Origin of the sequence: Methylobacterium sp. AMS5 (assembly GCF_001542815.1) — a bacterium.
Taxonomy (GTDB): domain Bacteria; phylum Pseudomonadota; class Alphaproteobacteria; order Rhizobiales; family Beijerinckiaceae; genus Methylobacterium.
On record NZ_CP006992.1, the window covers coordinates 66,380 to 80,627 of the forward strand.

Annotated in this window: 14 protein-coding genes and 1 pseudogene; 7 read left to right on the plus strand and 8 right to left on the minus strand. The window is 69.6% G+C overall.

Going from position 1 to position 14,248, the window contains the following annotated elements:
* Positions 1-75 precede the first annotated feature (75 nt).
* The 3 genes and pseudogenes from Y590_RS00330 to Y590_RS00340 all read left to right on the plus strand — a co-directional run.
* Positions 76-333: pseudogene (locus Y590_RS00330) on the plus strand (monovalent cation:proton antiporter-2 (CPA2) family protein); the annotation flags it as partial.
* A gap of 219 nt (positions 334-552) precedes the next feature.
* On the plus strand, positions 553-1,272 hold the full coding sequence (locus Y590_RS00335) for a cytochrome c biogenesis CcdA family protein (protein ID WP_060768149.1): 720 nt from the start codon (positions 553-555) through the stop codon (positions 1,270-1,272).
* A gap of 107 nt (positions 1,273-1,379) precedes the next feature.
* Positions 1,380-1,994 (plus strand): DNA-3-methyladenine glycosylase family protein, encoded by a 615-nt coding sequence (locus Y590_RS00340; RefSeq protein ID WP_060768150.1) that lies wholly within the window; start codon positions 1,380-1,382, stop codon positions 1,992-1,994.
* 5 nt (positions 1,995-1,999) lie between these two features.
* Here the strand turns inward: Y590_RS00340 and Y590_RS00345 are convergent, their stop codons facing one another.
* On the minus strand, positions 2,000-2,257 hold the full coding sequence (locus tag Y590_RS00345; protein ID WP_060772092.1) for a hypothetical protein: 258 nt from the start codon (positions 2,255-2,257) through the stop codon (positions 2,000-2,002).
* A 327-nt stretch (positions 2,258-2,584) separates the two neighbouring features.
* Between Y590_RS00345 and Y590_RS00350 the strand changes: the two genes are divergently transcribed.
* The gene (locus Y590_RS00350; protein ID WP_060768151.1) at positions 2,585-2,803 is read left to right on the plus strand and encodes a hypothetical protein; all 219 of its coding nucleotides are present in this window, start codon (positions 2,585-2,587) and stop codon (positions 2,801-2,803) included.
* 163 nt (positions 2,804-2,966) lie between these two features.
* Here the strand turns inward: Y590_RS00350 and Y590_RS00355 are convergent, their stop codons facing one another.
* Complete coding sequence (locus Y590_RS00355; RefSeq protein WP_060768152.1) at positions 2,967-4,664, minus strand: methyl-accepting chemotaxis protein; 1,698 nt, start codon at positions 4,662-4,664, stop codon at positions 2,967-2,969.
* A gap of 382 nt (positions 4,665-5,046) precedes the next feature.
* Between Y590_RS00355 and Y590_RS00360 the strand changes: the two genes are divergently transcribed.
* On the plus strand, positions 5,047-6,669 hold the full coding sequence (locus tag Y590_RS00360; protein ID WP_060768153.1) for an ABC-F family ATP-binding cassette domain-containing protein: 1,623 nt from the start codon (positions 5,047-5,049) through the stop codon (positions 6,667-6,669).
* Between the two features lie 7 nt (positions 6,670-6,676).
* Here Y590_RS00360 and Y590_RS00365 read toward each other — a convergent pair whose 3' ends face one another.
* The 4 genes from Y590_RS00365 to Y590_RS00380 form a co-directional block, all read right to left on the minus strand.
* Positions 6,677-7,033, minus strand: coding sequence for an MmcQ/YjbR family DNA-binding protein (locus Y590_RS00365; RefSeq protein WP_060768154.1), 357 nt, complete (start codon positions 7,031-7,033; stop codon positions 6,677-6,679).
* A 9-nt stretch (positions 7,034-7,042) separates the two neighbouring features.
* Positions 7,043-7,282: a hypothetical protein gene (locus Y590_RS00370; protein ID WP_060768155.1), complete on the minus strand. Its 240-nt coding sequence runs from the start codon at positions 7,280-7,282 to the stop codon at positions 7,043-7,045.
* Positions 7,283-7,499: 217 nt separating this feature from the next.
* On the minus strand, positions 7,500-8,144 hold the full coding sequence (locus Y590_RS00375; protein WP_060768156.1) for a hypothetical protein: 645 nt from the start codon (positions 8,142-8,144) through the stop codon (positions 7,500-7,502).
* 10 nt (positions 8,145-8,154) lie between these two features.
* Positions 8,155-8,790 carry a glycosyltransferase family 29 protein gene (locus Y590_RS00380; protein WP_060768157.1) on the minus strand — a complete coding sequence of 212 codons (636 nt, stop codon included), beginning with the start codon at positions 8,788-8,790 and terminating at the stop codon, positions 8,155-8,157.
* Between the two features lie 107 nt (positions 8,791-8,897).
* On the opposite strand from Y590_RS00380, the gene Y590_RS00385 reads away from it, so the two are divergent.
* The gene (locus Y590_RS00385; RefSeq protein WP_201026786.1) at positions 8,898-9,881 is read left to right on the plus strand and encodes a glycosyltransferase family protein; all 984 of its coding nucleotides are present in this window, start codon (positions 8,898-8,900) and stop codon (positions 9,879-9,881) included.
* A 19-nt stretch (positions 9,882-9,900) separates the two neighbouring features.
* Here the strand turns inward: Y590_RS00385 and Y590_RS00390 are convergent, their stop codons facing one another.
* Positions 9,901-11,085: a glycosyltransferase family 4 protein gene (locus tag Y590_RS00390; RefSeq protein ID WP_060768159.1), complete on the minus strand. Its 1,185-nt coding sequence runs from the start codon at positions 11,083-11,085 to the stop codon at positions 9,901-9,903.
* Entirely contained in the window at positions 11,085-12,125 is a 1,041-nt protein-coding gene (locus Y590_RS00395) for a glycosyltransferase family 4 protein (protein WP_060768160.1), read from the minus strand. Before Y590_RS00395 ends, Y590_RS00390 begins: the two co-directional genes overlap by 1 nt.
* A gap of 57 nt (positions 12,126-12,182) precedes the next feature.
* On the opposite strand from Y590_RS00395, the gene Y590_RS00400 reads away from it, so the two are divergent.
* Positions 12,183-14,237, plus strand: coding sequence for an HAD-IIB family hydrolase (locus Y590_RS00400; RefSeq protein WP_060768161.1), 2,055 nt, complete (start codon positions 12,183-12,185; stop codon positions 14,235-14,237).
* Positions 14,238-14,248 lie beyond the last annotated feature (11 nt).

A 14,248-nucleotide genomic window follows, 5' to 3' on the forward strand; every position in this document is an offset into this window, starting at 1 on the left:
CGTAGAGCTTGGCCGAACGGAGTCTCGCCAGCACCGAAAGTGCGGATGAACCAGAATTGGACGCCTAAACACACCCGTGACCGCGAGCACGCAGTGGAACTGATCGAGGCGGGCGTCGCCTACCAGATCCGCGAGACGCTCGAATCCGCCTTCGCGCTGGGTGAGCAGGCGCTGCTGACGATCGGGGCCGACCTGGACGCGGCCGGCGAGATCATGGCCGGGGATCGCCGGCGCGACGCGGAGCGCCTCGACCTGCAGGTCGTCGGCGGCCTCTATGCCGGCCGCGAGCTGATCCGGGGGAATGCGTCCGCGCCGATGCATGGGCCCAGGTGAGCCGGGCACGGTTGAGCGGCGTGCTATGGCAGGGCGCGCGGAGCGGCACGGCGGCGAAGACAGAGGGCCGCCTGGGATGCGGCACCAAGGGAAGGCGGGCGGCCGATGCGGGGCACGGCGTTCGCCTGTACAGAAAGCTGGGAGACGAGGGCACCCGGCCGAGGCGATCCGGACGGCGTGTGACTGCGGACGTTTCGGGGAAGGGTTTCGAGCCGCACCATGGCCAGCCATCTCGGCCTCGCCTTCCTCGCCGGCCTCCTCTCGGTGCTGTCGCCCTGCGTGCTGCCGCTGCTTCCGCTGGTGCTCGGCGCGGCGGTCGCGGAGCATCGCCTCGGACCCTTGGTGCTCGCCGCCGGTCTGGCGCTCTCCTTCGTCGCAATCGGGCTGTTCATCGCGACGATCGGGTTCGCGCTCGGCCTCGATGGCGACCGGTTTCGCGCCATCGGGGCGGTACTGCTGGTGCTGCTCGGCATCATCCTGATCGTACCGGCGGCGCAGAATCGGTTCGCCGTTGCGGCCGGGCCGTTGAGCAACTGGGCGGAGCAGCGATTCGGCGGGGTTTCGACCGCCGGGCTGGCGGGACAGTTCGCCGTCGGCCTCCTCCTCGGTGCCGTATGGAGCCCCTGCGTCGGTCCGACCCTCGGCGCGGCCTCCCTGCTGGCTGCCCAGGGGCGCGACCTCGGCGGTGTGGCGGTCACCATGCTGGTGTTCGGGTTCGGGGCCGCCCTCCCCCTCATCGCCCTCGGGATGCTGTCGCGCGAGGTGCTGATCCGTTGGCGCGCGCGGATGATGAGCCTCGGCAAGGGGCTCAAGCTCGCGCTCGGCGTGATCCTTGTCGCCACCGGTGCCCTGATTCTGTCGGGCTATGATCGGGCGCTCGAAACCGCCCTGGTCGACGCCTCGCCGGATTGGCTGACAGCGCTGACCACGCGCTTCTGATCAAGGGGCCGCGCGGCCACTGCGGACGAGACGCGGAGGCAGGAAGACGGAGCGGCGGACCATGCCGGGCGTTTCCCGGCCGTGGTCATCGTCGCCCCAGGAAGAAGATGCTCGACGCACAGATCTACGAAAGGATGCTCGGAACGGCCGCCACGGTCGCGGAGCCGTTGCGAGCCGCCATCGCGGCAATCGGCCTGATCGAGATCGCGCCGCCCGCACATGCGAGCCTTGCCGAGCGCCTGTTCGTCGAGGTCGTCAACCAGCAGCTCTCGACGAAGGCCGCCCTCTCGATCTGGACCCGGATCGAGGCGGCCGCCGCGGCCCAGGACGGGACGCCGCGCGATCTGTTCGTTCCAGGCACCGAGGTTCTCTTGCGCGGCTGCGGCGTCTCGGCGAACAAGGTGCGGGCGCTCCACGCCATCCGCGAGGCGGAGGAGGCCGGCCTGCTCGGCCCGGAACTCGCGACGTACCCGCATGCCGAGCGCTCGGCGGTTCTGTGCCGTATCCGCGGGGTCGGGCCGTGGACGGCCGACATGGCCGGCATCTTCCACTGTCTCGATCCGGATATCTGGCCCGTCGGCGACGTGGCCGCGGTCGGCGTCCTGCGACGGCTCACGGGGACAGAAGAAACGGTCGCGGTGGCCGCGCAGTTCGCGCCGTACCGCTCGATCCTCGCCCGCTACATGTGGCGCAGCCGGGACGCGGCGCCGGTCGCCGCCTGATGCCGTCAGCGGCCCGCCTCGAAGAAAGGCCGGAAATTCTCGAGCCAGCCGCGCAGCCAGAGTTCGGCCGCCTGCTTGGCTCCATCCGGCTCCTGCGCATGGCCCCAGATGTCCTCGGCGAGCGGGCTCCACCACGTCCAGAGGCGGTTCGACCCGTCATACTCGACGGTGGCGACCTCGATCGCGCCGATTCGGCCGGTAAAGCGTTGCAGCGGCACCTCGGCGATGCCGCCCTGCGTCCAGATGATCGTGTCGTTCGACATGGTGTTCCAACGCGCGTTGCACCGCACGCGTTCGCGCAGGTCCGCCGCCGATCGCCGATGATGTCGAACCGCGACGACCGCGCACATTCACAACGCGCAACGACGTTCGGACTTGACGGGATCGAACCGATCCTGCAAGCGCGCGTTGTCTGCTCATCGTCGCCGTGCGCGCGATGCGCGGCTCCACAGGAACTTCCGACCCCAATGCCCGACGACAGTAGTCGATCGACCACGCCGCCTTCGGCCATCCGCGTGTTCTGCGCCTGATCGTCTGATCCGGCTCACCCGCGACCGGCCTTGGCGGCTGGTCCGACAAAAAGGTGAGCCATGACTGACTCCAATGTCATTTCCCGCCGTGCGCGCTCTCGCGCGGCGAAATCCGGCGGTAACGGCAGCGTAGTGCTCGTTGTGGCGCTGATGATGGCGCTCGTCTTCGTGCCCGTACTGGCCCTCCACGCCGCAGCGCTTTCGGGCGCGGTGAGCGGCGACGAGGTCCGGCCTGACGAAGTGGCCGCTGCCGTGACCCATAAGAAGGTACCGGGCTGAGGCACCATTCGATCCGGGGTTCCGGCGCTCGGTGACTTCTTTCGAAACCCGCTCGACGAACGAAAAAATGGGGACGCCGCGAGGCGTCCCCTTTTTCAATTCGTGCGGGGTCCGGCTTGGAGCATCGTCCCGAAAGGTGGTTGCCGGCTTTCGGGACGATGCTTTAGGCCGCGCGCACCGTCGCGAGGAAGTGTGCGACTTCCGCCCGCAGATGTTCGGATTGCTGCGACAGCTCGGAGGCTGAGGCCAGAACCTGTGTGGCGGCGGCTCCGGTTTCCTCCGATGCCTGCGCCACGCCCGCGATGTTGCTGGTGACTTCGCCCGCGCCCGCGGCCGCCTGGGAGACGTTGCGCACGATCTCCTGGGTCGCAGCGCCCTGCTCCTCCACGGCCGCGGCAATCGTCGTCGCCACCGCGTTGATCTCGCGGATGCGTCCGGTAATGCCGCCGATCGCCGTCACCGCCTGACCGGTGGCGCCCTGGATATGCGCGATCTGCCCGGAAATCTCTTCCGTCGCCCGCGAGGTCTGCGCGGCGAGTTCCTTTACCTCGCTCGCGACCACGGCAAAGCCACGCCCCGCCTCCCCTGCCCGCGCCGCCTCGATGGTGGCGTTGAGCGCGAGCAGGTTGGTCTGGCTGGCGATGGTGGCGATGAGGTTCACCACGTCACCGATCCGCGCGGCGGCCTGGCTCAATTCATGGATGAGGGCGGCGCTGTGGTCCGCCTCGCCGACCGCGCGCTGCGCCATGTCCGCCGACGCACCGACCTGCCGGCCGATCTCGTGGACCGAGGCACCAAGTTCCTCCGCGGCGGCGGCCACGGTGCCGACATTGGAGGCCGCCTCCTCCGCCGCGGCCGCGACGGTGGTCGATTGGCTGGCGGTCTCGGTCGCGGTCGCGGTCATCTGCTGAGCGGTGGCCTGTAGCTCGGTGGCGGAGGACGACACCATCCCGACGACACCGCCGACGGCACGCTCGAAGCCGTCGGCCAACTCGATCATGGTGCGGCGGCGCTCGATCGCAGCGGCTTCATCCGCCACGCGCTTCAGTTCCGCCTGCTCGGCGGCCTTGCGCGCCACGAGCGCCTTGATGGCTTCGACGGCGCGGGCGACGGCGCCGATCTCGTCGCCACGGCGCGCTTCGGCGATCTCGGTCTCGACCTCGCCTTCGGCCATCCGCTGAAGCACGCGCACGAGCCGGCCGATGGGGCGCACGACCCCCACGATCACGATCACCCCAAGCAGCCCGAAGGCCAGCAGCAGGCCGGCGACCGCGATGACCGTCAGCGCGAGGGCCGCGGACGTGCCGACATCGGCGGCCTGCCGTTTGGCAACCTCGAGATCGCTGATATTCGCCGCAATGCGCTTCTGGATCGCCTCGATCGCCTTTGTCCGGACCGGGCGCACCTCTTCCGAAGAGACCTTGGCCGCCTGCTCCTTCTGATTCTTCAGCCCCAGAGCGATCGAACGCTCGACCGTCGTGAAGAAGCCGGAAATCGTCGCTTTGACCTCGGTCAGCATCGTCCGACGCGCGTCGGTATCCGCGATGGCGATCAGGTGGTCTGCGCCGGCAAACGCCCGCGCCCGCGCGTCCTCGAATTGCGTATGCTGCGCCGACAGGATCGAGGCGTCGGTCTCGATGATGATGTTCTTCTCGCTGATCACGGCTTCGTCGATGGCGAGCGCGGTCTGCATTGCGGTGATGACCCGAGCCGCGCGCACATCGACGACGTCCTGCGTCCCGCGCTGCAACTGGCCGAGCGTGTCACGCGCCAGACCGACGATGCCGGCCGCGACCAGGGCGACCAGCGCCACCGGAATGGCGAGTTTTCCGATGATCTTGAGATTTGTGAACCAGCGCATCTGTTCGCGTCCCGGGGACCGTCAAAAAGCATCCGCGCGCAGCCCTGGCCGCCTCGGATCACAATAATGTGAGGCAGGCACGGTTAATAAGCTGCAACTCTGAGCGCGATTTGGCAAATTTAGCCAGCAACAACCTATGTTATCATAAAGTCGGTAGTTCTATCGACGTTGCTGCAGCCAGATTTGCTTCACATAGTACGATTTCATCGCTTCTCTGCCTGCCCTGGTCTGTCAGGCGCAGGCAGCCGAAAACTCCTCGGTCGCAGGAAGCGGATCTGCCCTGAAGCCGCTCCGCTTCCGCTCGCTGCGCCCTTGGCGTAAGGCGCGGGCGCTCCTTCACCGGCACACAGCCCCCAAATTACCAATCAGGCCTCGCGGACGCATGATTCGCCTCGACAAGATCGGCAAGCAGAACGGTCGTCAGATCGTCTTCATCGAGGCGTCCGCCGCCCTTCAGAAGGGTGAGAAGGCGGGCCTCGTCGGCCCGAACGGCGCCGGCAAGACCACCCTCTTCCGGATGATGACCGGACAGGAGCAGCCCGACGAAGGGCAGGTCTCCTCCGAGCGCGGCATCACCATCGGCTATTTCAGCCAGGATGTCGGCGAGATGGCCGGACGCACGGTGGTCGCCGAGGTGATGGACGGCGCGGGCCCGGTCAGCGTCGTCGCGGCCGAACTGAAGGAGCTGGAGGCCGGTCTCGCCGATCCCGACCGGGGCGACGAGATGGAGGCGCTCATCGAGCGCTACGGCGAGGTGCAGGCGCGCTTCGAGGAACTCGACGGCTACGCGCTCGAAGGACGCGCCTACGAGGTTTTGGCCGGTCTCGGCTTCTCCCAGGAGATGATGGACGGCGATGTCGGCCGGCTCTCGGGCGGCTGGAAGATGCGCGTGGCGCTCGCCCGCATCCTCCTGATGCGCCCCGACGTGATGCTGCTCGACGAGCCGAGCAACCACCTCGACCTCGAAAGCCTGATCTGGCTCGAAGCCTTCCTCAAGGGCTATGACGGCGCGCTGCTGATGACCTCGCACGATCGCGAGTTCATGAACCGCATCGTTTCCAAGGTCATCGAGATCGATGGCGGCACGCTCACCACCTATTCCGGTGATTACGGCTTCTACGAGCAGCAGCGGGCGCTGAACGAGCAGCATCAGCAGGCGCAGTTCGAGCGCCAGCAGGCGATGCTCGCCAAGGAGATCAAGTTCATCGAGCGCTTCAAGGCCCGCGCCAGCCACGCCGCGCAGGTCCAGAGCCGGGTGAAGAAGCTCGACAAGATCGAGCGGGTCGAGCCGCCGCGCCGCCGCCAGACCGTCGCCTTCGAGTTCCAGCCGGCGCCGCGCTCGGGCGACGACGTCGCGATGCTCAAGGGCGTGCACAAGCGCTACGGCAGCCGCATCATCTACGAAGGCCTCGACTTCGCGATCCGCCGCAAGGAGCGCTGGTGCGTGATGGGCATCAACGGCGCCGGGAAATCGACGCTCCTGAAGCTCATCACGGGCACGGCGCAGCCCGATTCCGGCACGGTTGCCGTCGGCGGCAGCGTCAAGCTCGGCTATTTCGCCCAGCACGCCATGGACCTGCTCGACGGCGACCTGACCGTGTTCGAGGATCTGGAGAGCACGTTCCCGCAGGCCGGCCAGGGCTCGCTGCGGGCGCTGGCCGGCTGCTTCGGCTTCTCCGGCGACGACGTGGAGAAGCCCTGCCGGGTGCTGTCCGGTGGCGAGAAGGCGCGGCTGGTGATGGCCAAGATGCTCTACGACCCGCCGAATTTCCTCGTCCTCGACGAGCCGACCAACCACCTCGACATCGCCACCAAGGAAATGCTGATCAACGCGCTGGCCGGCTTCGAGGGCACGATGCTGTTCGTCAGCCACGATCGGCATTTCCTGGCAGCCCTCTCGAACCGGGTGCTCGAAGTCTCCGGGGACGGGATCCGCCAATATGGTGGGGGCTACTCGGAATACGTGGCGAGCACCGGACAGGAAGCGCCGGGGCTGAGAAGCTGAGCCGCACTCAAGGATCGAGCGCGAGACCCTCATAGCGGGCAACGAGACCGGGCGGCGCCACGATCCGCCAAGCGGTCAGCAACGCGCCGCGCAAGGTCTCCTCTTCGGCAAGGTCGAGTTCGAGGCTCGTCCAGCCACGCGCGCCCCAGGCGCCCGGCACGGGCTCGAACGCGTCCGGCTCGGCCTCCAGCCACAGGGCTTGCGCCGCGGGCGTCAGCCGCACGACCACCCGCGCCTCATCGGTCCAGAGCGTTGCGAAGATCCGCCCGCCGACCCGGTAATCCGGATGGCCCTGATGCGCCCCCTCGACCGTTTCCGGCAGCATCAGCGCGAGGGCGCGTACATCCTCGGGCAGGCAGGACATGGCCGGGCGCTACGCCCGGCCCGTCGGCGCCTGCCACGCAGTGCCCGGATGCTCGCGCACGTCGCCGTTCTTCGTTCCCGTGTCGCTGTCGCTCACCCATTCGCCGGGTTCCGCAATCTCGACGATCTCGTCCTCCGGATAGGCCGCCTCGACGAACAGGCGCGCTTCGCCCTCCGCTGCGGCCCGCACGGTCACGAGCGGGCGCTCACCGCCAGCATTGCGCACCCGCGCGATGAAAAGCTTCGTCATGGCTCGTGTCCTCCCGCGGCATCACACGAACCAATCAACGCCGGCGCGGCGGAAGGGATCACCGAGGGGCCCCCGGATTCTAGTCCGGCCGAAAGGTGAGCGTTCACGTCTCTCTCGGCGGCCTGCTGTTGCTGATGATGGAAGAAGGATCGCCATTTGCCAGACGCCGATCGGCTGTCACCACAGCTGGAGCGCCGTCCGGGCCGAGCTGCACGCCTCAAGCGCCGGCCCAGGCCTCGTGGACCGGTCCGCGGACGGTGTCCGGCTTGGATTCCCCGATGAAGATCACGACAGGGCCGTGAGCGGCGCGTCGGGGGTCGTAGAAGTCGAACAGGTCCGGCGCGATGTCTTGGAAGAAGGTCGGCCGCACACCTGCCTCGCGCAGCAGATGGTCGATGACGACCTGATCGCCGTGCACGGCGTTGGGGACCGGGCCGCAGGACCCGGCCGTCATCCAGCGCTCAGGCTCGGCCGAGAAGCGCTCGTAGAGCCCGGCGAGTTCGTCCCCGGTCCAGCGCAGGAGCGCGCTGGAAAGGCGGCTCTTGTGAAAGTAGTCCTCCATCGCCGCGAGGCCGGGCTCGGCCAGGGCGTCGGCCGGACCGGTGAAGACGGTGTCGAGGTCGCAGAGCAGCGTCGTGCCCTCGGTGAGACCGGGGCGGAACGCCTCCATCTTCGCCCACCAGGCCGGCCAGGCGTGGCGCAGGGGCACGCGCTCCACGCCCTCGACGACGAGTGGCAGGTCTGTGAGGCAAAGGATCCGCTCGAAGGCCGGTGCGTGGCGGCGCACGCCGCGGGCCAGTCGCTCGACCCAGAACGCGTCGTAGCGGCCGCCGCTCTTCAGCACCGTGATCAGCGTGGACATGACAAGCGGATCATTCTGCGAGAGGGTGCAGGCGCACACGCCCGGCCGCCTGGGCTTCAGCGAACCACGCGCGCTCGGCGGCCCAGGGATGTCCGGGCCAGCCCGCGAACCCGAAGCCGTAGGCCTGCGCCGGATCGGCTACGAGGGGGCGGTCGTTCAGGAGCGCAAGCGTCACGAGGAAGCCGGTGCTCGGGTTCGGGCGCCCGGCCGTGAGGGGCTCCAGCACAGACCGCGCCCGGTCGTGAAGGTCCTCGGAGAGGATGTGGATCGGGCGGCCCGTGGGGCGTAACAGCGCCAAGGCTTCGCGAGTCCAGCAGATCGGCTCGGGGCCGTTCTCTTCCGCCGGCAGCATCGGGAACGGCAGGATGAAGGCCTGCGCCGCCCGGACCACCGGGCGCTCGAGAAAAGCCCGGTCCGCCAGCCATTCCCGCATCTGCCCGCCGCGATTCACCAGGGCGAGGTGGGTGACCCGCGAGCCGGTGCGGCGACCGAACCCCTCCGCATTGTTGAAGCGCACGACGCAGTCCGCGTCATCGATCACACCCGCCGCTGCGCCGATTTCCGGCGCATTGCCGACGATCGCCAGGGACGCGGTGGGGGGCAAAGTCAAGCGTTCTGCTTCGGGACGATCGAAATCGGCGGGCACTTGCGGCAGGGGCTCGGGGTTTGAAAGGTCGCGGAACAGCGAAGGTAAGGCGCCGGCCCGGTGCAACCAGAGTTTCGCCGGGATTCGAGGATGCCGCAGTGATGACCATGCGCCGATGCTTCGTCTGCGCGGCCGACATGCTCGCGCCGAGCACGCGGCACCTGATCTACCCGGATGGGCGGCGGCGGTTGTTTCCGTTCGCCTGCGCCTCCTGCGGCGTCCTGCTCGAAGGCGGGGCGGACGCATCCCGCTGTCGCGCGCATCTGGCCGAGGCTCTCGCGGCGCAGGTGTTCGTATCCGATCCGGACGCGACCTACGGGCTCGACCTCTACACCCTCCGCAGCGCTGCCACCGGGCTTGGACGCGGCGTCCGCCCGCTCGACGCCGAGGGCCGTGCAGCCCTGCGCCATCCCCATGACGGGCACGCCGCGCGTGCCGCCCTCTACACCCTCGACGCCTCGGAAGGACGTCCCGTCTCGCTCGGCCTGCTCTGCCGTCAGTCCGAGCTCGATGCGGTCCTCACGAGCCTGCCGGCGCAAGTGGGCTGGACCGACGACATCGCAATCCTGCTGGATTCCGACGTCACCCCGCCCGGCGCGGTGTCGGTCGCCGGGTTTCCGGCGGGGGCGGTGCGCGTGACCGCCCGGCCGCTGGAAGGCAACTTCGCCGCGCAGCGCAACGCGCTCCAGGCCCTGGCTCGCCATGCCTGGATGCTGCAGCTCGACGCCGACGAGACGCTCGATCCGGCGACCGGCCGCCTCCTGCCCGCACTCGCCGCACTGGCCGGGGCCGATGCAGTCCGCTCGATCGGTCTGCCGCGGTTCAACCGCGTCGATGGCGTCCTCTCGGATGTCTACCCGGACGTGCAGTACCGGTTGAACCGCAACGACGTCCGCTACGCCGGCCGGGTGCACGAGCGGCCGCAGCTCGCCGGCGGCTGGCCCGAGAGCTTCATCAGCCTCCACGGCGGGATCGAGCATCGCCTGAGCCGTGCCCATGTCGCGGGTCGCTCACGCCGCTACGAGGCCCTCGATCCCGGCCGTGGCCGCCCGGAAGAGGAGGATGCGCTGCTGCGGCCGTACCGCGACTGAATTTCGTCGGCACGGCCGGTCACCCGTGTTCTGCCGCAGCAATCGCTGCCTCGTAGAGCGCGAGGGTGTCGCGCCCGAGGCTCGCCCTGTCGAAGCGCCCGGCCGCCGCCAGAGCCCGCATGCGGTAGGCGCGGCGCAGGCCGGGATCGCGGAGGAGCGGACGCAGGGCATCCGCGAGCGCCGGCTCCGTGGCGGCCCGCGCCAGAGGGCCCGCCCCGGACGCGCCGACGAAGGCGCGGGCGCTCGCATCCTCGGCACAGGCCACCACCGGCCGGCCATAGGCCATGGCCTCCTGGTAGACGAGGCCGAAGCTCTCGTAGCGCGATGGCGCAAGCACCGCATGGGCGTCCGCATAGGCCTGTGCCAGTGCCGCCGCACCGATCCGGCCGCGGGCAGAGATGCGCTGCCGCGCCGCGTCGGGCAGATCCGGCGGCAGGTCGTCCGGCGGCACCCCGACGAGGTCGAGCCGGAAGGGCGGCACGGCGCCCGCCGCCTGCTCCGCGGCAAGGATCGTGATTGCGCCGAGCAGTGCGTCAAACCCTTTGCGCGCCTCCGCCCGCCCGACGAAGAGCAGGCGCACGGGGGCATCCGTCTCCGGATAGGCAGCGGCGCGGGCGCTGCTCAGTATCTCCGGCGGCAGGCTGAGGCCGATGACGGCGGAGGGTTGCCGCCCTGAAAGGCGATAGGCCCGCGCGATCACCGCCCCGTGCTCGGCCGTGTTGGCGATGAGGCCGGCGCTGCCACGTGCCTGGGCACGCTCCAGCGCATCGGCCGTGCGGCCGTCGAGGCAGTCTCGCAGGCCGGGGCCGGGCCCTCGGGTGAACGCGGCCGGGGTCGAGCTGCGCGTCACCAGCGGTAGGTCGCGGCGGCGGGCGAGCAGCACGGCGGGCGCGTACCAGTTCGTCGCCTCGATCACGTCGAAGGGCGCTCGGGCATGGGCGGCCAGGACCGCCCGCCGGAACGCGAGCGGCGCGGCCAGATGCCCGACCGAGCCCCACAGGCGTAGCCGCGCCAGACCGCCGCCGGGTGGCAGCGCGAGCCCTTCGACCGTGACGCCGCCGACCCGTTCGCGGCCGGTGCGGTCGAGGGTGAAGACGGTCACCTCGGCGCCGGCCGCGGCGAGACTCTCGGCGATCTCGCGCGCCGCTGTCGAGAGGCCGCTCGGCGCCGGAGGATAGTCCCAGGCCAGAAGTGCGGTGCGCATCAGGCGGCAAGCAGACGGCGGTAGAGGGCGATGTAATCGCGCGCCATGCGCTCGGCGGTGAACCGCTCCTCGAAGCGGCGGCGCACCACCGCGCGGTCGAGCTGCCCGATCCGGGCCAGCGCCGCGACCGCTTCGGCCTCCGAGGCGACGACGAAGCCCGTCACGCCCTCCTCGACGATCTCGGGGACCGAGCCGCGATTCCAGGCGATGACCGGCGTGCCGCAGGCCATCGCCTCGATCATCACGAGGCCGAACGGCTCGGGCCAATCGATCGGGAACAGCAGCGCCCGGGCGCCTCCGAGCAGATCGCCTTTCGCCCGATCGTCGACGGGGCCGAGATAAGTGGCGTCGGGCCCGAGCAGGGGGCGCACGCTCCGCTCGAAATAGTCCGGATTGCCAACGTCGATCGTGCCGCCGAGCCGGATCGGCAGGCCGGCGGCGCGGGCGACGCGGATTGCGGTGTCCGGGCGCTTCTGGTCGGTCATCCGGCCGAGGAAGGCGACGTGCGCGCCGGGCTCGGGCCGGAACGCGTAGCGTTCCGCGGCAATGCCATGGTGCACGACGCCCGCCCGGTTCGGGACCGGGATGCCGGCCTCCTGCGCCGCCGAGATCGCCGCGACGGGCAGATCGGGGAAGCCTGCAAAGAAGAGCGCCCGGTCGAGTTCGTCCACGCGCCAGTGCACCGTCGTCAGGCTCTGGCGCCGGCGTGGGCCCAGCAGGGCCGCGTGGGCGAACTCGCCATGGCAATGAACGATATCGAACCTGTCGAGCCGCAGGCGCAGGGCCTCCAGTTGCAGGGCGTCGAGCGCCGCCGGAACCCCGGGGGGGACCTGCCGGTTCCGACGTTCCAGAGCCGCGAGGCTCGGGTGATCGCCGACGCGCGGCAAGTCTGTCGCACTGTCCGATGAGGCGAACAGCGTTACGTCTATACCTAAGCTTCGCAGCGCCACGGACAGATCGTGCACGATCCTCTCGGTGCCGCCATGGTGTTCGGGGGGAACGGGGAAAATGTTCGGAGCGACTTGGGCGACGCGGATCACGTGTTGCACCTTACTCAATACAATCGGCCTGGATCGAATCGTCACGACGAACGCCTGATGTTCGTCCTTCACATTGCCCTGCAAGGTTGCCTACGCGGCCGTGATGTCGTGTACGGCCTCACCTCCGACACCGGCGGGCATATCCGATACCTGCTCGATCTGGTTGGCGCCTCGGCCCAGGACGCGCGAATCGCGCGGATCGTGATGGCGACGCGCCGGTTCGAGGGCCCGCCCGGCCCCGACTACGCCGTGCCCGAAGAGCGGGTCTCGGACAAGGTCGTGCTCGTGCGGCTCGCAAGCGCGTCACCGGGCTACCGTTCGAAGGAGGCGATGCACGGCGAAGTCGAGAGCTTCGCCGAGAATCTCATCGCCTGGATCGGCCGGCAGCCCCGCGCGCCCGACATCATCCACGCGCATTACGCGGATGCGGCCGCGGTCGCCGGGATCGTCGAGGACCGGCTCGGCATCCCCTTCGTGTTCACGGCCCATTCGCTCGGGCGGGTGAAGGCGGCCGTAATCGGAGACGGCGCGGAGAACGACCCCGAACTCTCGCGCCGGATCGCCACCGAGGAGGCGGCCCTGGCGCGGGCGAGCCTCGTTATCGCTTCGTCGCGCGATGAGGCCGAGGTGCAATATGCCGGCTATGCGGCCTATGATCCCGGCCGCGCCCGCATCCTGCCGCCGGGCAGCGATCTCGCCCGCTTCGCGCAGAGCCGCCCGCATCCCCGGATCGACGCGGCGATCGACCGGTTCCTGCGCGATCCCGGCAAGCCGGCCGTGCTGGCGCTGGCCCGGCCGGTGGCACGCAAGAATCTGGCGGCCCTGGTAGAGGCCTATGGCGAGAGCCCGGATCTCCAGGCACGGGCCAACCTCGTCATCGTCGCCGGCACCCGCGACGACATCGACCGGCTCGACGGCGACATGGCCGCGACCATGCGCGACCTGCTTGTGCTCATCGATCGTTACGACCTCTACGGCCGCGTCGCCTATCCCAAGACACACCGCCCGGAGGACGTGCCGGCGATCTACGCCTATGCGCGGGAGCGCGGCGGCGTCTTCGTCAATCCGGCGCTCAACGAGCCGTTCGGGCTGACGCTTCTGGAAGCGTCCGCCGCCGGCCTGCCGCTGGTGGCCACCGACAGCGGCGGCCCCAACGACATCGTCGAGACCTGCGGCAACGGGCTGCTCGTCGATCCGCGTGCGCCCGCGACGATCGCCGCCGCCTGCCTGCACATCCTCACCGATGCCCCCTTCCGCGCCCGTTGCGTCGCTGGCGGCGCCCGCGCAGCGGCGGCCTATGATTGGGACCGGCACGCGGCACGCTATCACGGCCTGCTCGGCGCGCTGCTCGCGCGGAATCCGCCCCTGCGGACCCCGCGCCAACTCCTGATCTGCGATATCGACAACACGCTCGTGGGATGCGAATCCGCGCTGGCGACGTTCCGGCGCTGGCGCAGCCGCCAAACCGGGCTGGCCTTCGGCGTCGCCACCGGCCGCTCCTTTCACAGCGCCATGGCGGTGCTGGAGCAGCAGGCGAGCCCGCGACCGCAGGTGATGATCACCTCGGTCGGCTCCGAGATCTACCATCTCGACGCCAATGGCGTGACCTACACGGCCGATACCGCGTGGCGCGAGGCAATCTCGGACGCCTGGGATCGCGAGGCGGTCGGCGCGGCTCTGGGCCGTCTCGACGGGCTCGCCCCGCAGGGCCCCCTCGAGCAACGCGCCCATAAGCTGAGCTTCTTCAGCGATGAGGCGACGGCGCATCGGGTGCGCGATGGCCTCGTGCAGGCGGGTCTTCCGGCAAGCGTGATCCACAGCCACGGCCGCTACCTCGATGTCCTGCCCGCGACGGCCTCGAAGGGGACGGCGGTCGATCACGTCCGCGCCCTCTACGGCTTGCCCGAGCAGGCTGTGTTCGTGGCCGGTGATTCCGGCAACGATGTCGAAATGCTGCGCGCCCGGACGCAGGCGATCATCGTCGCGAACTATTCCGACGGCCTCGCCAGCAACGCCGCGCTAAAGCACTCCTACGTCGCCCGCACCTCGCATGCCCGCGGCATCATCGAGGGCGTCCTGCATTTTCGCCGGACCCTGGCCTATGCATCGTAAGCTCCGCTTCG